General features: G+C 39.2%; 15 protein-coding genes and 2 pseudogenes. 8 read left to right on the plus strand and 9 right to left on the minus strand.

Translation table 11 applies throughout. The annotated features are described in order from the left end of the window. Positions 1-127: 127 nt before the first annotated feature. Entirely contained in the window at positions 128-1,480 is a 1,353-nt protein-coding gene (gene pxcA, locus KME09_25420; protein MBW4537281.1) for a proton extrusion protein PcxA, read from the plus strand. A 4-nt stretch (positions 1,481-1,484) separates the two neighbouring features. On the opposite strand, the pseudogene KME09_25425 reads toward pxcA, so the two are convergent. Then, positions 1,485-1,738, minus strand: a pseudogene (locus tag KME09_25425) (hypothetical protein). Between the two features lie 224 nt (positions 1,739-1,962). Between KME09_25425 and KME09_25430 the strand changes: the two are divergent. Continuing rightward, positions 1,963-3,369 (plus strand): hypothetical protein, encoded by a 1,407-nt coding sequence (locus tag KME09_25430; GenBank protein MBW4537282.1) that lies wholly within the window; start codon positions 1,963-1,965, stop codon positions 3,367-3,369. Positions 3,370-3,615: 246 nt separating this feature from the next. Here the strand turns inward: KME09_25430 and KME09_25435 are convergent. Continuing rightward, a pseudogene (locus KME09_25435) lies at positions 3,616-3,780 on the minus strand (helix-turn-helix transcriptional regulator). 290 nt (positions 3,781-4,070) lie between these two features. Here KME09_25435 and KME09_25440 point away from each other — a divergent pair. Further along, positions 4,071-5,141, plus strand: coding sequence for a hypothetical protein (locus tag KME09_25440; protein ID MBW4537283.1), 1,071 nt, complete (start codon positions 4,071-4,073; stop codon positions 5,139-5,141). Between the two features lie 83 nt (positions 5,142-5,224). On the opposite strand, the gene KME09_25445 is transcribed toward KME09_25440, so the two are convergent. After that, positions 5,225-6,031, minus strand: a complete 807-nt coding sequence (locus KME09_25445) for a carbohydrate ABC transporter permease (protein MBW4537284.1) — start codon at positions 6,029-6,031, stop codon at positions 5,225-5,227. Positions 6,032-6,153: 122 nt separating this feature from the next. On the opposite strand from KME09_25445, the gene trpS reads away from it, so the two are divergent. Both trpS and KME09_25455 read left to right on the plus strand, forming a co-directional pair. Beyond that, on the plus strand, positions 6,154-7,164 hold the full coding sequence (gene trpS, locus KME09_25450; GenBank protein MBW4537285.1) for a tryptophan--tRNA ligase: 1,011 nt from the start codon (positions 6,154-6,156) through the stop codon (positions 7,162-7,164). A 118-nt stretch (positions 7,165-7,282) separates the two neighbouring features. Continuing rightward, positions 7,283-8,188, plus strand: a complete 906-nt coding sequence (locus KME09_25455) for a methylenetetrahydrofolate reductase (protein ID MBW4537286.1) — start codon at positions 7,283-7,285, stop codon at positions 8,186-8,188. A 1-nt stretch (position 8,189) separates the two neighbouring features. On the opposite strand, the gene KME09_25460 is transcribed toward KME09_25455, so the two are convergent. Continuing rightward, entirely contained in the window at positions 8,190-9,566 is a 1,377-nt protein-coding gene (locus KME09_25460; GenBank protein ID MBW4537287.1) for a glycoside hydrolase 100 family protein, read from the minus strand. Positions 9,567-9,804: 238 nt separating this feature from the next. Between KME09_25460 and KME09_25465 the strand changes: the two genes are divergently transcribed. Then, positions 9,805-10,620, plus strand: a complete 816-nt coding sequence (locus KME09_25465) for a COP23 domain-containing protein (protein MBW4537288.1) — start codon at positions 9,805-9,807, stop codon at positions 10,618-10,620. Between the two features lie 196 nt (positions 10,621-10,816). On the opposite strand, the gene hemE is transcribed toward KME09_25465, so the two are convergent. Next, a complete protein-coding gene (gene hemE / locus KME09_25470) occupies positions 10,817-11,878 on the minus strand; it encodes a uroporphyrinogen decarboxylase (protein ID MBW4537289.1) in 1,062 nt (353 codons plus the stop codon). A gap of 261 nt (positions 11,879-12,139) precedes the next feature. On the opposite strand from hemE, the gene KME09_25475 reads away from it, so the two are divergent. Beyond that, positions 12,140-12,523, plus strand: a complete 384-nt coding sequence (locus tag KME09_25475) for a hypothetical protein (GenBank protein MBW4537290.1) — start codon at positions 12,140-12,142, stop codon at positions 12,521-12,523. A gap of 37 nt (positions 12,524-12,560) precedes the next feature. Here KME09_25475 and KME09_25480 read toward each other — a convergent pair whose 3' ends face one another. The 3 genes from KME09_25480 to coaE form a co-directional block, all read right to left on the minus strand. Further along, a complete protein-coding gene (locus KME09_25480) occupies positions 12,561-12,950 on the minus strand; it encodes a hypothetical protein (GenBank protein MBW4537291.1) in 390 nt (129 codons plus the stop codon). A gap of 266 nt (positions 12,951-13,216) precedes the next feature. After that, positions 13,217-13,402 (minus strand): DUF4278 domain-containing protein, encoded by a 186-nt coding sequence (locus KME09_25485; protein MBW4537292.1) that lies wholly within the window; start codon positions 13,400-13,402, stop codon positions 13,217-13,219. A 278-nt stretch (positions 13,403-13,680) separates the two neighbouring features. Further along, positions 13,681-14,295: a dephospho-CoA kinase gene (gene coaE, locus KME09_25490; GenBank protein ID MBW4537293.1), complete on the minus strand. Its 615-nt coding sequence runs from the start codon at positions 14,293-14,295 to the stop codon at positions 13,681-13,683. Between the two features lie 238 nt (positions 14,296-14,533). On the opposite strand from coaE, the gene KME09_25495 reads away from it, so the two are divergent. Continuing rightward, positions 14,534-15,016, plus strand: coding sequence for a flavin reductase family protein (locus KME09_25495; GenBank protein MBW4537294.1), 483 nt, complete (start codon positions 14,534-14,536; stop codon positions 15,014-15,016). 207 nt (positions 15,017-15,223) lie between these two features. Here KME09_25495 and KME09_25500 read toward each other — a convergent pair whose 3' ends face one another. Then, a complete protein-coding gene (locus KME09_25500) occupies positions 15,224-16,540 on the minus strand; it encodes a hypothetical protein (GenBank protein MBW4537295.1) in 1,317 nt (438 codons plus the stop codon). Positions 16,541-16,554: the final 14 nt, after the last annotated feature.

Raw genomic sequence — 16,554 nt, forward strand, 5'->3', positions numbered from 1 at the left:
GACTAAGTTATTAATATAAGTCTTATACTTCATTATTATGTAAAGTATTATGTAAAGTACCAATTTTCTGACTCGATCTCAGACTAGGCACGATTATCCGAATTATTGCTTGTGCTGTTTAAAATTAATGAAACTTCAAGATATTTTTAATGTTGGCAGACGTTGGTTATCTGCTACTCCAGAAAGAGCATTGGATGCAGCATATCGGGCAGCAATCAGAATCAAGGCGATCGAAGACGATCATTTTGCAGGACAAATCGTATCTAATAATTCTGTCGAATATTCCCCCAGCGTCATCAAAGTATTCAAGGGAGATGTTAAAAACTATCTTAATACGATTAATGCTCGATTGACGGAATTTAAAATTAGCCGTGGGTTATTAATTTTTTCAAGTAATCAAGCAAATGATTCTAGCCAGATCATTGTACGCTACAGTAATGGTTTTGATGATACTCGTGAGCTGACGACCATAGAAAAGTTAGCTTTTATTGACGCAATTACTGATAAATATAAAACTGCTGTTGTCCAAGATTTAGAAATTACGCCGACTCGTCGTTTAGACAAAAATCAAAAAAACAACCGATTAATTATTAATAAAAATGAGCGTTCAATTGCTCTAAACAAATCATTCCCAGAAAGAAATGGCAAAGAACTTAATACAGAAACTATTACTGATAAAACTAGCGTTTTACCACGTTCATTTATGCGGACGCTTAACCGAATCAAACAAGAAATCGATCCCAAACTAGAAGATAGTGAGGAAGAAATAGTTAAAAGGTTTCGTAAAAGCCGTAACAAGACAGCAATTTCAATTCGCTTTCTACTAGTCTTAATTATTGTGCCTTTGTTAACACATCAAGTAACCAAAACTGTCTTCATTACTCCTTTGGTGCAAAAATACTTTGATGAACATCCACAACAAGTATTATTTATTAATAAAGATCTCGAAGAAGAAGCTTTTGCTGAATTACGCCAATATGAAGAAAAGCTTCGTTTCCAAAGTATTATTGGTTTAATACCTCCTCTTTCTCAAGCAGAACAAGAATTAGAAATAAAAGTAAAAGCAGAAGAGTTAGCCGAAGATTTTCGCGGGCGAGGTATTAATGCGATCAGCAATGTCTTTGCTGATTTCTTTTCATTAGTGGCTTTTGGTAGCATTGTTTACTTCTGTAAACGAGAAATTCAGGTGATTAAATCGTTCCTCGATGAAATTGCCTATGGTTTAAGCGATAGTGCTAAAGCTTTTTTAATTATTTTGTTAACGGACATTTTTGTCGGTTATCACTCTCCCCACGGATGGGAAATTATTTTAGAAGGTGTTGCTCGGCATTTAGGATTACCTGAAAATCGCGATTTTAATTTCTTATTTATTGCTACTTTTCCCGTGATTCTCGACACAGTTTTAAAATATTGGATTTTCCGCTATCTCAATCGTATTTCACCTTCTTCTGTTGCTACCTATAAAAACATGAACGAGTAAATATTTAATTTCCCACCAGTCCAAAAATCTTGGCAGCACCACCCAAAATAATCACTACAATTCCAATTAGTATTCACGATTAGTAAATTCTGAGTTAGTTATTCTCTTGTCTAATTGTTCTACTTGAGCATCCAGAGCTTTAACTTCACCTTTAACCTCAGTTTTCAAGTCTGTGACTTCTTGTGAGAGTTTGTCGAGCTTTTGATTAATTTGCCCTAATATTTCAGCTAAATGAGTTTCAATAATCGGATTACTCATTAAATATCACTTTTTTAATCTAAATAATCTACTGATATGTTTAAGTGTAATTGTTTCTTGTCTAGTTAGAGCGATCGCTCTTCAGGGTAAGGTATTATTAAGCGATCGCCCTACAAAAAATTTTAACTTTATTTTAAGATTCTGAGTATTTTTACTTAATAATAAAATAGTTTAATAGTAACATGATATATATCAATTAAGACGGTTAGTTTAAAGATAAAAAGATGAATCAAAAAGCTGTTGTTATTGAAATTAATGAAGTTCCTTTAAAAGTTTTAAACCACTATCGGGAATTAAAGCCTAATTCAACTATCGCCAAATTATTAAATGAATCTTTGGTACTCAAAACAGAAGCAAAAGATGTAGAAGAAAGTTTTTTGTATCCTTCCCAGACTTGGGGTTCATTAAATACTGGGGTGGAATACGATCAGCATCAAATTCATTGGTATAACGATCCCAAACCCGATCGCTATCCCCTATATTGGAAATTAGTAGCTGAAAGTGGGCTAAATGTAGGCTTAATTAATACATTGCATTCTTCCCCAGCAGATAGCTATATAGACAACAGTAATTATAAATTTGTCATTCCCGATTGTTTTGCCAGCAATAACCTTACCAAACCCGAAATTTTTCAAGATTTTCAGGTTTTAAATACCAGTGCTACCTCAGAAAATGGTCGAGCAACAACGCTCAAATTCCCTCGCCAAAAAGCTATTGCAACTTTAGTTAAATCTCCAGCTTTGGGGATAAAGACTAAGACTTTGTTAGATGCTGCTACCCTTGTCGCTCGAATTAAAACAGGTAAAGTCAATAAAGAAAGACTAAGGAATTTACAGTTTACTTTATTAGCGGATATTTTCTTCAAACAACTGCAATCTAAAAATGTTGATTTAGCTATCTTTTTTACCAACCATGTTGCTGCCAATATGCACCGCTATTGGTATGGATTATTCCCTGAAGACTATAGCCTCAAACTTTATGACCAACAGTGGTTAAATAAGTATTCCTCAGAAATTCTGGTATCTTTGGATTTATTAGATAATTTTTTACAGCGATTAATTAATTATTGTCAGCAACAAGAGCGATCGCTTATCTTGGTAAGTAGTATGGGACAAGCTGCGAATGAGAAATTGACAGAAACTCCCATGCATTTCTACATACTGGAAAATATTCAAAAATTACTAAATTTACTCTGTGAAGGTAAAGAATATGACTATCAAGTAGATGCAGCAATGATTCCTCAATACAGCTTAAATTTTACCTCGCAAAAGCAAGCACAAGAATGTTTTCAAATTATCAAAGAGTCTAAGCAATACTTAAAAAATATTTGGCTAGAAATAGATTTAAATCAGCAAGTGATTACTCTTTCAACTAATTTAAGTGGCAGTGCCGAGCAATTTTGGATCAAAGGCAAGTGTTTTAGCCATTTAGATTTAGGTTTTAAACAGATTCGAGTTGAAGATCACCATTCAGGTAGACATTGCCCAGAGGGCAGTTTGATTGTCTATAATAGCCCAACTAGTAGTAAAACTAAGGATACTGTTGATTATCTAGAATATGCACCAGCAATGCTCAAGTTTTTTGGCATAGCCCAACCTAGTTATATGCTTAAACCACAGTTTACTATTTAACCTCAGTTCGAGTTAAGAACATTAGTTTTTCAAGATCTTGCACAAGATAGTGACAATGAATATCAAATAATAGATTCAACTGTTGTCCGCGCTCATCAGCATAGCAGTGAAGCAAAAGGAACAGATATAAAAGCGATCGCTTTTATTTGTGGTTACAGCGTCGATATTAAATGTTTTCTAGTTAACTATCTTGTATATTTCTTCGATGTTTGGATATTCTGGTTTTTTGTAGAGCGATCGCTATCCCTACTGTATTTTCCCATAAGTTTTAGGCGTAACACCCACCAAACGTTTAAAATAACGATGAAGATGGCTTTGATCGACAAAACCTACCTGAGTTGCGATCTCAGCAAGAGATAATTTACCCTGTTGCATTAAGTTTTTAGCTCGTTCAATCCGACAACGGATAAGGATATCTATCGTAAGCAACAATTAGATCATTCCAGCCTACAGAATGACTAGAAACAATTGGCGCAGGAATATCTACTTTTTAGATTTTAAAGCTTCTCTTCGAATAATCATGAATTAATCATAAGCTTAATTTAAAACGAAGATCAATTCTCAATATATGGTCAAAGCTATGGGATTATTAAACGAGGTATTAAGTTAGAATCACAAGCTAATCCCAACGAGTGGGAGAATGTAGCTAAGAGCTAAGAGTTTCCATAGACACATCTTTTATCAGTAAATTTAAGCCCTGCATGAGTGAAGTTACCCTAGCCAATGGAAATGGAGTCTCCCAAGAAGAAATTATTGCCGCTTTGGAGATTCCCGCCGATTTTAATTTTGATTTGCCCGATCCTGAAGATGAAGAAATTCTGGAAATTGATTTCCGAAATCAGTTAGATAAGATCTGGCAAATATGCGATCGCTTTGATCTGCAAACAGACATCTGGCGCGGGCGTGTATTACGCTCGATTAGAGACAGGGAAAAGAAAGGCGGTGAAGGTAGAGGGGCAGGTTTTCTGAATTGGCTAAAAGATCGCGAGATTACTAAATCTCAGGCTTATGCTTTAATTCAACTGGCAAATAGTGCCGACACTCTATTAGCAGATGGAATGTTGGATGCTGAAAATATTAATAACTTTAGTAAGCGGGCATTTGTCGAAACTGCTAAATCTGCCCCCGAAATTCAACAATTAGTTAGCGAGGCTGCTCAAAAAGGCGATCGCATTACCCGTCGTGAAGTCAAGCAGCTTTCTGATGAGTGGACAGCGATGAGTTCAGAATTACTACCTGATGAGATTAAGGAAAAGGCAACAGCAGGCATCTTACCCACACGTCACCTTGCCCCTTTAGTCAGAGAAATGGAGAAGCTACCAGAATCTCATTTAGTTGAAATCAAACGGGAAATTGCCGAAAGTCCTGATATTGATACGGTCAAAATGATGACCACTGAAGCCAAAAACCTGGCTAAATACCTCGATGCGGCTGCCCAGGTACAAACTTTGCGGGATAAAGCGGTAGACATGGAATTAGCTTTAGAAGAAGCCCTGAGACTAGACTGTATCAACACTGCTGCGGATTTAGTTAAACAGGCTACTACTTTAGAACAAACAGTAGGCAAACTTTATACTACCTGGAAACGGATGAGTAATGTGGCCGATCGCCTGTATGTGGAAACGGGGGCATCTAATCCTCATTTGCGATCGCTTTTAACTTGCCTGGAGTCTTTAACAGGAGAGATTATTGAAGTACCTTTAGATGAAGAAGGAGAGCAAATTGTCCGACTAAAAATTTTGACAGAAGATTTTAATGCAGCTAACAATTGAAGAAAAGTAGATCTGCCGAAATAAGCATATATTGATACTGTTGATACTGCCGAGCAAGGTAACTTTTATTATAGGATTTGTAACTAATTTTTAATTCCCGTCGAACCAATACCCTGAATAAATTGTTTTTGACCAATCAAAAATAAAACCAAGACTGGAACAGTAGCGATTACCACCGCAGCCATTAACAAAGACCAATCACTAGTAAACTGTTCTTGAAACTCAGATAATGCTAGCTGTACTGTACGTAATTCTGGACGGGTAGTAAAGACCAATGGTTTAAATAAATCATTCCATTCACCAATAAAGGTAAAGAGAAAAAGAGTGACGATCGCAGGGCGAGCAAGAGGTAACATAATCTGAGTGAGAATCTGGAGACGGTTAGCGCCATCTAAAGCAGCAGCTTCTTCTAGTTCGATGGGAATACTAGAAAAATATTGGCGCAGCAGAAATATACCAAAACCATTAGCTGCTGTGGGTAAAATTAATGACCAATAGCTATTGATCAGATGCGCCCATTTTAAAATGACGAAGATGGGAATTACCAGTAATTGAAAGGGAATAACTAAGGTAGCTAAAATTAAGAGCAAAATCGCCTGTTTTCCTTTAAACTTTAGTCTGGCTAAAGCATATCCCGCTAAGGCAGAAGTTATAATTTGTAAAGCCGTAACGCTCAAAGCCACAATGGTCGAATTAGCAAAGGCTAAGAAAAATCCTCCTCGATGCCAAGCCTGTTGATAATTAGCCCAGGTAAAATGACCATCAGCAGTAGTAAAGGAAGCTTGCAGCACTACCAATAAAGGATATAATACGGCGATCGCCCCTAGAATCAAACCAATTAAAATTAATAATTTAGTTGCCGAAAAAAATGAAGGCGATCGCTGTTTCATCAGAATAAACCCTAAAATTAAATAGTAACCAGTAATCAGTAATTAGTCCTAAAGGATAAGCTTCGCAAATAATCAGTAATCAGTAATCAGTAATTAGTAATCAGTAATCAGTAATTAATAACATGAGCAAGCAGCGGGTATTATCAGGGATTCAGACTACTGGCAATTTACATTTAGGCAACTATTTAGGAGCAATTCGTAACTGGGTAGACATCCAGCAAGACTACGATAATTTCTTCTTTTTTGCCGATCTTCATGCCATTACTGTCCCCCATGATGCCAAAGTTTTAGCCGAGAATACCCTCAAAATGGCTGCGGTATATTTAGCCAGCGGGATTGATTTAAACTGTTCGACTATTTTTGTACAGTCTCATGTGTCGGCTCATAGCGAACTTGCTTGGTTGCTCAACTGTGTAACTCCTCTCAACTGGTTGGAAAGAATGATCCAGTTTAAGGAAAAAGCCGTTAAACAAGGTGAAAACGTAGGTGTTGGACTACTAGACTATCCTGTCTTAATGGCAGCAGATATCTTGCTTTACGATGCGGATAAAGTACCTGTGGGAGAAGACCAAAAGCAGCATTTGGAATTAACCAGAGATATTGCGGGGAGAGTTAATGACCAATTTGGTAAAAAGCAACAGCCTGTGTTAAAAGTACCTGAGCCGATGATCCGCCAAGAGGGTGCGCGGGTGATGAGTCTAACGGATGGGACTAAAAAAATGTCAAAATCCGATCCTTCAGAACTTAGTCGGATTGAGCTACTCGATCCTGCCGATGCCATTCAACGCAAGATTAAAAAGTGTAAGACAGATCCCGTTAAAGGACTGGTTTTTGACGATCCTGAACGACCCGAATGTCATAATTTGCTGACTCTTTATCAGATTCTCGGCAACAAAACCAAAGCAGAAGTAGCAGCAGAGTGTCAGGATATGGGATGGGGACAATTTAAGCCTTTGCTTACCGAAACTGCGATCGCAGCACTACAACCAATTCAAGCTAGATACTATGAATTGATGAATAATCGAGATTATCTTGATTCGGTATTAAGAGAAGGAGCGAGTAAAGCAAGTGTTGTGGCAAATCAAACATTAGTTAGAGTTAAAGATGCATTAGGATTTTTACCACCTTTTTAAAATAATCAAAAGCTGCATCCGCTCAAAATAATGGAAATAATTAGAATAATGAAAAAATAACCAACAAAACTCATATTTGGCTGTTAAAACATACTAATAATTAACCTTGCAATCTTACATGACTAATAATTTTCGACAAGCAGTATTAGATAAAAAATTTTTACTGACGGCGGAAGTCGCACCACCAAAAGGAGGCAACCCCGCTCGAATGATGGAGGTAGCATCAAAGTTAAAAGACAGAGTTCATGCGGTTAACGTTACTGATGGTAGTCGTGCAGTATTAAGAATGTCTTCGATCGCTGCTTCGACAATTCTCTTACAGCATGATATCGAACCAGTGTGTCAGATGGCCTGTCGCGATCGCAACTGTATTGGCTTACAGGCAGATCTTATGGGTGCTTATGCCCTAGGTATTCGTAATGTTTTGGCGCTCACAGGAGATCCAGTCAAGGCGGGAGATCACCAGAAATCTCGCTCAGTGTTTGAACTAGAGTCAGTCAGGTTGCTCAAGCTAATTACTAAACTCAATAGTGGCGTCGATTTTAACGATCAAACCATGCCCGATGATGCCCTAAATTTATTTTCTGGTGCTGCGGTCGATCCACAGTTAAAAAGCTGGTCAAGTCTGCAAAAGAGATTTGAACAGAAGCTGGAAGCAGGAGCGCAATTCTTTCAAAGTCAGATGATTACTGATTTTGACAAGCTAGATAAATTTATGACCCAAATTGCCTCGATTAGTGATAAACCAGTTTTAGCTGGGATATTTCTGTTAAAATCAGCTAAAAATGCCAAGTTCATTAATAAATACGTGCCAGGAGTAGACATTCCCGACGCTATTATTGAACGTTTAGCTAAGGCAGAAAACCCGCTTGAGGAAGGCGTAAAAATTGCAGCCGAACAGGTTAAGCTAGCTCAATCAATCTGTCAAGGAGTGCACCTAATGGCAGTCAAGCGCGAGGACTTAATTCCCGAAATTCTCAATCAAGCAGGGATTAAACCTCTATCTACTACAGTTAAAGCTTGACCTAATCGTGAGAGATCCAGTCGAGGTACTTTGGTTCATCAATTAACTCTTGAGCCAAGAGAAAGCTAGATATAGTCCAATTCTGATACTTTCTCGCCTCTTTACCCACTAGACGACCATTTTTTCCGTCATAATACTCTACCCATTCGTCTTTGTGCAAACGTTTGGCAGCAATATCAATTGCTCTTTGCGCTAGATCTACACGATCCATTTTGACTGCTGCTGCCACAAAAAAACCTAACAGTACTGGCCAGTTGCCCCCATTATGATATGACCAAGGACGATTTTTGGGGTCACAGCCAGTCAGGATCTGCCAGTCTCGATTCTTCAAGGCAGGAAAACAGATTTTCATGGGCATCCAACCAATTAAATCTTCCCATTTTTCTTCAATGGTGTGGAGAATAATTTGTCCCTGTTGTAGTGTCACCAAGGATGACAGGATTGCTATCATATTGCCTAAAGCAAAAAACCGACAGTCTAGGTGAGAAGGACCCAAATTACCAGCTAAATATCCCCCCTGTTCGGGAAACCATTCACTTAGTTCAGCATAGGGAATTGATTCAGCATAAATATTGAACTGGTTTAAAGCATCTTCACCATATTCTTCTGAATGGTAACGATAAATGACGTTGAGCTTTTCTGGATCTAACCAGTAGTTATGACGAATATGGCTAGTTAAGGGTGGAATGCGATTCTCAATTGCCTGGAGAATTTTGACATTTTCTTTGTTGTAGAGCAACAATTCTTTGGCGCAGCGCAAAGTAGTATGAAATAGCGCCTGAATCTCCAAAGGATGCCCATTAATTCCCATGCGACGGTCAATCATACAAGCTCCATCAGGAACAAGTAGCGTGGGGTACATATCAAATCGTGCCGAGAGACAAAGCTCGATAATTAATCTAATCCCCTTTTGCATTTCAGGACTGTGAGCAAAAGAACTTTCGCCTGTGGCTTTAACGTAAGCTCTTAAGAGAAATGTCCACCATAGACAAGAATCTACAGGAGTAACTCGACCAATAGCATGGTCGCCAAAATCGGCTTTGAGAAATTCCTCAGATCCCTGATGCAACACCTTAAAGCTCGCTGGCATCAATCCCCGTCCAGGCTCTAAGAAATCAAGCTGCTTTTCCTTAATCTGTAGTTTGAGAGTCTCAAGCAAAAAATTACGGACAATATCAGTTCTGCCTCTAGTGAGAAAAATCAAAGCAGCAGGCACAAAATCTCGGACAAAACACTGATCGTAATTTATAGCAGGGGAGCTATAGTCACCAGCAGCCAAAGTGCCAATAGGCTTACCTCGATAGTAGATAATAGATGATTCGAGAGCTTGCCATGCTTCGGCTGCAATAACATAACTTTGTTTGACACTCAATTGTATAAAACCCCTATTTTTTGATAATCTGCTGGTTTTTAGCTAACTTGATAATGAATAGAAAATTAGATTTATCTGTTATTATCCACTACTTTATTCGGTTTCTCTGAAACTTTTGCCTTTGTGGATCGTCAAAAATACTGAAGCGTCAACTAAATATGAGGCATTCAACATAATTACCCTCATAACTATACAAAATCACTAACTATTTTTTCAAACATCAATTAAAAAGTCACTCAGATCTATGAATTTAAATCAGCATTTTAAAACTTTAGTCTCACTAGCTAGTATTCCTGGTGCGATCGCTTTTTTAGGCATCCCTACTAAGGTTAATGCTTTGGATCTTGAAGGTTTAAACCCCAATCGTCTTCAACACTTACGTCAAGTTATTGCTCAAAGCAACCCGCCAGAGGTGATTATTAACGAACCAGGCTCTGAGCCAGCCAGTCCTCGGACTACTAGCAACGCTGATACTCGATTTAACTGCGAACTGGTCAATGGTGAATACACCGTAATGTATTATCCCGAAAGCCGACCCGATCAGGGTTATGCTTGGGCAATTCCTAGCGAACTAGGTGGTGGCTGGACTCCCCAAAAACGTTGTAATGCGATTACCGATCGCTTTGAATCCTATCGTGATGATGGATTATTGGAGTTAACTACAGGAACCGAAAATGGCTATGATACTATCTGCGTCACAACCCAAGTAGATCCTACAGATTGCCGTTTGGTTCTAACCGTTCCCCCTGGACAAGATCCCCAATTAACTCGTGATTTGATCTTCGATAATTTACTGGTTGCTGACGATGGTGGTTCTACTCAAGGAGTATATACCTTTGGCGATCGCCAAGGAGGAGGAAGCGATATTTTAAACGAAATCGGTAAGGTGATTAATGGTGGTAGTGGCAACCGTAATAACTCCCGTAAATCTTCACCCGAAGATATTAACCTGAAACCATTTTTAGATCCCGCTGACGGCGGTACAGGACAATACCTAAAAAGCAATGCTGCTGCACCAACACCGAGTAGTTCCGAACGTAAGCCAGACTTGTTTAAGTAAAGGGCTGCGCCCTAGCTATTAGCTTTTAGCTTTTAGCTCTTAGCCATTAGCCATTAGCTTTTAGCGCAATTAGAAGAGACTTTAAACTTCTCCTAATTGCGACGCGAAGGACGGACGCGCTAGCTAATCCTTTAGGGCAGACTGCTCATTGCTCACTGTGACGCGAGCTTGCGAGCTAATCCTTTAGGACTCATTGCTAAGCGTGCGCCAATAATTGATCCGCTTGCTTGGCGGTTTCAAAGAAATAGCGAACATTATCTTCAGGAGTACCCACCAATACCCCGTGTCCTAGGTTAAGAATATGTCCTTGATTCCCTGCTTTGCGAATTGTATCTAAAATGCGATCGCGAATTACGTCATGAGAACCAAACAAAACACCAGGATCGATATTTCCCTGTACCTTCATATCTTTACCTAGTCGCTGTCTAGCCTCAGCCATATCCACCGTCCAATCGACGCTGACAATATCTGCCCCTGAAGGAGTCATGCGCTCAAGCAAACCAGCACTACCGCTAACTAATAAAATCAGTGGTGTATCAGGATGAGTCTGTTTAACCTTACGAAATACCTGCTGTTGATATGGTAGAGCGAAGGCTTCATAATCTTGGGGACATAGTTGTCCCGCCCAAGAATCAAACATCTGCACCGCTTGAGCGCCACAGTCGATTTGGTAACAGACATAAGTAGCGATCGCATCTGCTAACTTGCTTAATAGCTGATGTAAAATCGTTGGGTCGGAAAATGCCATCCCCTTGATATTTGCGTAAGTCTTAGAACCTTTGCCTTCTACGGCGTAAGCAGCTAAAGTCCAGGGCGCACCAACAAAACCTAAGACGGTAGATTGATTGTTTACTTCTGAGCGCAAGCTTTCTAAAATAGTTCTAATAAAAGGTAGAGATTCCTCTGGTTGTAAAGCGTGTAGCTCATCTACCTGCTGCTGTGAACGAATCGGCGAACTAATAATTGGGCCTTTCCCCTCGGCAATATCCATTTCAATACCCAAACCAGGAAGTGGGGTAACAATGTCGGAGAACATAATCACACCGTCGGGCTGAAAAGCTTTCCAAGGCTGCAAGGAGATTTCAATTGCTACTTCAGGAATTTCAGAACGTTCACGAAAGCTAGGATATTTATCTCGAATATCACGATACGCTTTCATATATCTTCCCGCTTGGCGCATCATCCAAACAGGAGGACGCTCTAATTTTTCGCCACGGGCTGCTCTTAACAGTAATGGCGTTTCCTGTACTTCGCTCATTTTATAATTCCTGTTTAATATTTTTTTTAAGTGCAACTGCTAGCTTACCATTCCACAAAGGTTTGATTGCCCTGACCGATTGTTTAATTATGTGAAGCGAGTTAAGAAATAGGAAGTCAGAAGGTAGGGGCGAACGGCTGTTCGCCCGTACAGAAGTAGCAAGTTAATTAAATATTTTTAAGCTGCCGTATTGAAACTACTTGATAAATTCTACTAAACTGATCTTAGGGTAAATATCCCAAGAATTAAGGTTGAGCAAATATGTTGGGAAATTTTCAGCAAAGTAACTTGCGAATTGAAGTTAACGCTTCAGAGCAAATGATTAAAGACAGCTTACTCCAAAGCGATCGCTTGAAGCAATGGATGTGGCCCCAAAACTTTGCCTCCTTATCTGGCAAGCTAAGTCCTGGAGATACTTTTGTTAGCTCTTTAGGATTAGTAGAAATTGACCACAAGGTAGATATTGTTGAAGATCACAGCCTCCGCCTACTATTGAGTAAAGGTATTGACGGCTTTCATGAATGGCATTGGGGTGATGGTTGGTTGCAATCTCGTTTGGAAGGGGTATCGATTTTACCCCTCAATCTCGGTCAGACTTTAAGTCTATTTCGTTTACGCCAATATCTTAATGCCAACAAGACTTAATCTTTTTCATTAGGAATTGAAACTTTTAGCAGCTAGCTTACTTACTTGCTTCTAACTGTCTAAATTCCTCTTGCAGCATAGTTACAAGCTGATAGTTTTCTTTCGCCTGGGCTACTTTTAAGCGATGTTGGAGACTGTTTTGCAAGTTTTCTATATGTTTCTGCTGAGCAAGAGTATCTTGCAACTGGTATCGGAGAATATTAACAGCTAGGTTAGTAGCTTCTGCTGAGTCAGTATTTCGTCTTGCAGAGTATGTTTGCGAACCTTGATGCAGAGTATTAGTCGTCCGATTATGTTGAGGACTTTCTAAACAAGATATGTGACGCGGCAATTTAATCTTTACTGAAGGATCTACGATTAAGCGATCGCTTAATTCACTATCGCCTGGAGCGTCTCGATAATTTAAAGAGCGGGATAAATTTAACATTACTAAAATATCTCTGGTTAAAAATAAATGATAGTCAAAGTATAAAATTCATGACTTAGAGGATATCTGAAAAGTCTAATTGCTACGTTTCCAGTGGGTAGATCCCCCTAAATCCCCCTTGTTAAGGGGGACTTTGATTCCGATTCTCCCCTTGTTAAGGGGGGCTAGGGGGGATCTGCTAGGGTCTAAGCATAACAGAATTGAGTTCTCAGACATCCTCTTAGAGGCACTAAATCTTAGCACCTCTAAACGAACAATAATTAAAATTAATCTTGGGTATAGTGAACACCACGATAGGTAAGCTCTGATTTAACGTGCTTACGACGATGTTGTTCTTTCAAATGGTGGACTTTCCAAGGTTTACCACGATATTTTCCACCAATTTCTCCTTCACTGACATCCCACTCAAGATGAGGAGCTTCGTAAGATTTGCCTCTAAATTGTAATTTCATTGTCTTGTTTTGCTACTCAATATAATTTTCTATATGCGACAAAGCAGTTGTCATTTAAGTACCTACTGCGATCGCAGCAGATACAGTTATTTTTGCTTTACACATAAATAATATAGCTAATTTCTGTAGCTATTGTTACCGTTTAACCAGAAAATTATATTATTTAATAATATTTATCGATCTTTACAGCTGTTTTTGGTTCTAGTGGTGTGTCAAAATTATTTTGAGGGATAGTACGTATAGAAGTCACGCATTACCTACTACCTAATCTCAACCCATCAATTCAAACTTGACGACCTATTAGATTGCATAGCGTCATCGACTTGGGCATAAAGTTCGGCTAATCCAGCGTCATTGGTCAAAACCAGATCGGCTAAAGCTATTTTTTGCGCCAAAGGCATTTGGCTGTTGATTCTGGCTGCTGCTTGCTGAGGTGTTAAACCGTTGCGCTGCTTTAATCGTTCAATTTGTAAAGAGCGATCGCAACTTACCACCCAAATCTCTGTCACCAAAGCCATCAAATTCGCTTCAAACAGCAAAGGGATAGATAACACTACTATGTTACTTGTTAAATGTTGTAATTCTTGTGCAAAGCGATCGCGCACAAAAGGATGAATCTGCGACTCTAGCCACTGTTTTTCTGGAGGATTGTTAAAAATAATCTCCCCTAAAGCAGAGCGATTAAGCTCGCCATCGGGTAACTTAACCTGGTCACCATATCGCTGCCAAATAGCTTGGAAAATTGGCGAACCTGGGGTTACAGCTTCTCTGGCATAGACATCTGCATCTAAGACTGGCAAAGCATATCGATCTGCGAGGTAATTAGAGACGGTAGTCTTGCCTGTGCCGATTCCCCCCGTCAATCCAATCAGTCGTTTAGCTAAATTTGGCATACTCCAAGTGATAGTCGTACAAAGTTAGATTAGGACATTAATAATAATTGGCTCGTAAGTAGGAAATAGGAAGTAGGAAATAGGAAATAGGACATAAAAAGTAGTATTTCAAAAATGTTTTAACTTTGTTACGTGTGGCATAAAGTATTTTTCTATCAAAAGAAAGTTTTTCTGACTACGGAAGCTTGATAAACTATTGCCTAATGATTCGATGATCTTAAATCAAGGAGTAAGGCTTGTGTTAGACCAGAAAGCAAAAAAAATAATGCTGCGTAAAATTCCCCACGGACTTTATATCTGCGGTGTCAAGGAAGGGGAGGAAATGAATGGTTTTACCGTTAGCTGGTTAATGCAATCATCTTTTGAACCACCTTTAGTCGTTAACTGCGTTAAAAAAGGCACTGTCTCTCATGAAATGATTAAAAACACTCAAGTATTTGCGATTAGTTTCCTCGAATCAGCACAAAAAGATTTAGCAGCATCTTTCTTTCGACCAAAAACCCGTGTTGGTAATAAATTTGAAGATGTAGAATTTTATGAGGGAGAAGCAACAGGCTGTCCAATTATCCAAGACTCTTTAGGATATATTGAATGCAAGGTAGTCGGCGCAGTAGAAGAAGGTGACCACACAGTATATGTTGGCGAAGTAATTGCTTCAGGGATTCACCGAGAAGGCGATCAGCTCTTATTATCTAGCACTGGCTGGGAATACGGCGGCTAATTTTAGATTGGGCAACAAATATAGCTGTAGGTAAAAACGTTAGGAAATCTTCGAAATACTACTTCCTATTTGCCCTAAAGGATTCCCTACGGTCACGAAGCTTATGCTAAAGCATTTGCGAAGCTTATCCTTTAGGACTAGCTACGCGTCGTCCTTTAGGACTTCCTATTTCCTATTTCCTATTTCCTATTTCCTATTTCCTATTTCCTACTTCCTAATCGAGTCTGGATGCTCAGATTCAAGATAACCGACTTCTTCTTCCAGGCGATCGCAACAATAACGAACTAAAGCTAAACCGTCTGCTTGTGATATTGTACCTGTGGTGGTGGGAAATTTAGCTAATAATTGAGCCTCGGTAGTGGTATATTCTCCCAGTGTGGTTTTAAATTGAGCTAGATAATGACCAACCTCGCTATCTTCGTGGCAGCTAAATTCTAAAATTGAATCGAGATAATCTTTAATCGCTGTGTTATGAATTCCTTCGGTTACCGCAGCGTATAGCAGCTCATTATTGAGATAGTCAAACTCTGGTACATTCAATTTTTGCCCCTGTAGCTGGAACGTTTTGCATCCTACCTGGGGTCGAACGGTTATATTTTCTCGACGCACTCGATTTGCCGCCTCAGAAATTAAAGCTACTAATGCCAGGGTTACATGAGGATAGTTACTATCTGCGCCTCTTAGTTCGACTGTCCCAATCGAATTAAGTCGAATTGGATTCCAGCCTGCGGTTAATAATTCACCACCAGAATCGAAAAACATTTGTCTGTCTACCCCTGCGAGATCCATTGCCTGTAGCCAACTGTGGTAGCGATGAAATAGCTGTCCAGTTAAATCTTCGACGGTTTCAGCATAGGGCATCAAACCACCTACAGACGGAAGGTTAGTATAAACTCCTTGCCATGCAAAACGTTTGCTTCCTCGATAGTGAATTGTACGCATTGCCTTACCTGCTACTTCTCCCTGATAAAAAGGACAGGCGCGAGATAAAGTAATGATGGCCGCATCAAAAGCGATCGCCAGATTATAAATATTTAGTACTCTTTCTCTCGCTTCAGCAGAGGAATTATAAGCCAGACCAATTTGGCGATCTACGACATCAGTAGGCAGATCTAAATGAATATGCGTCCCTGTACATTTTGCAGCATGATCGAATCTTCCCGCGCCGACAGTTCTTACCTGCAAATGATAATTAGGTTTATTCCTGATTACTGGCGTAGTAAATAGAGGATAGGTAGATAAGGGATATACTCGTAAATCTAACTCTTGGGCTGCTTTTAACAAGATTCGCAGCAGGTCGAGATATTCGACTTTTAATTCGCTAAAGTTATTAACTGGAACAGTATTGATCTCTACAATACTTTTAACAAATTCTGGGGCAAAACAATTAGCAGAGCGATTACTGGGTTTGGCGATCGCACAACAGCGCTCTAGAAATTCATCAGCGCGATGGGATAAAAAACCCTCTAAATCGACAATAAAAAATTCTTGCTCCAGTCCAAGACGAGAATTGTTAAGCTCCATCTCATTATCATAGT

The organism is Pleurocapsa minor HA4230-MV1 (genome assembly GCA_019359095.1).
GTDB lineage: Bacteria > Cyanobacteriota > Cyanobacteriia > Cyanobacteriales > Xenococcaceae > Waterburya > Waterburya minor.

Excerpts from the sequence above, each read along its gene's own strand:
- KME09_25465 (MBW4537288.1), top strand. The coding sequence starts at position 9,805 with ATGAATTTAAATCAGCATTTTAAAACTTTAGTCTCACTAGCTAGTATT.
- KME09_25430 (MBW4537282.1), top strand. The coding sequence starts at position 1,963 with ATGAATCAAAAAGCTGTTGTTATTGAAATTAATGAAGTTCCTTTAAAA.
- KME09_25455 (MBW4537286.1), top strand. The coding sequence starts at position 7,283 with ATGACTAATAATTTTCGACAAGCAGTATTAGATAAAAAATTTTTACTG.
- coaE (MBW4537293.1), bottom strand. The coding sequence starts at position 14,295 with ATGCCAAATTTAGCTAAACGACTGATTGGATTGACGGGGGGAATCGGC.
- hemE (MBW4537289.1), bottom strand. The coding sequence starts at position 11,878 with ATGAGCGAAGTACAGGAAACGCCATTACTGTTAAGAGCAGCCCGTGGC.
- pxcA (MBW4537281.1), top strand. The coding sequence starts at position 128 with ATGAAACTTCAAGATATTTTTAATGTTGGCAGACGTTGGTTATCTGCT.
- KME09_25475 (MBW4537290.1), top strand. The coding sequence starts at position 12,140 with ATGTTGGGAAATTTTCAGCAAAGTAACTTGCGAATTGAAGTTAACGCT.
- KME09_25500 (MBW4537295.1), bottom strand. The coding sequence starts at position 16,540 with ATGGAGCTTAACAATTCTCGTCTTGGACTGGAGCAAGAATTTTTTATT.
- KME09_25480 (MBW4537291.1), bottom strand. The coding sequence starts at position 12,950 with ATGTTAAATTTATCCCGCTCTTTAAATTATCGAGACGCTCCAGGCGAT.
- KME09_25485 (MBW4537292.1), bottom strand. The coding sequence starts at position 13,402 with ATGAAATTACAATTTAGAGGCAAATCTTACGAAGCTCCTCATCTTGAG.
- trpS (MBW4537285.1), top strand. The coding sequence starts at position 6,154 with ATGAGCAAGCAGCGGGTATTATCAGGGATTCAGACTACTGGCAATTTA.
- KME09_25440 (MBW4537283.1), top strand. The coding sequence starts at position 4,071 with ATGAGTGAAGTTACCCTAGCCAATGGAAATGGAGTCTCCCAAGAAGAA.
- KME09_25445 (MBW4537284.1), bottom strand. The coding sequence starts at position 6,031 with ATGAAACAGCGATCGCCTTCATTTTTTTCGGCAACTAAATTATTAATT.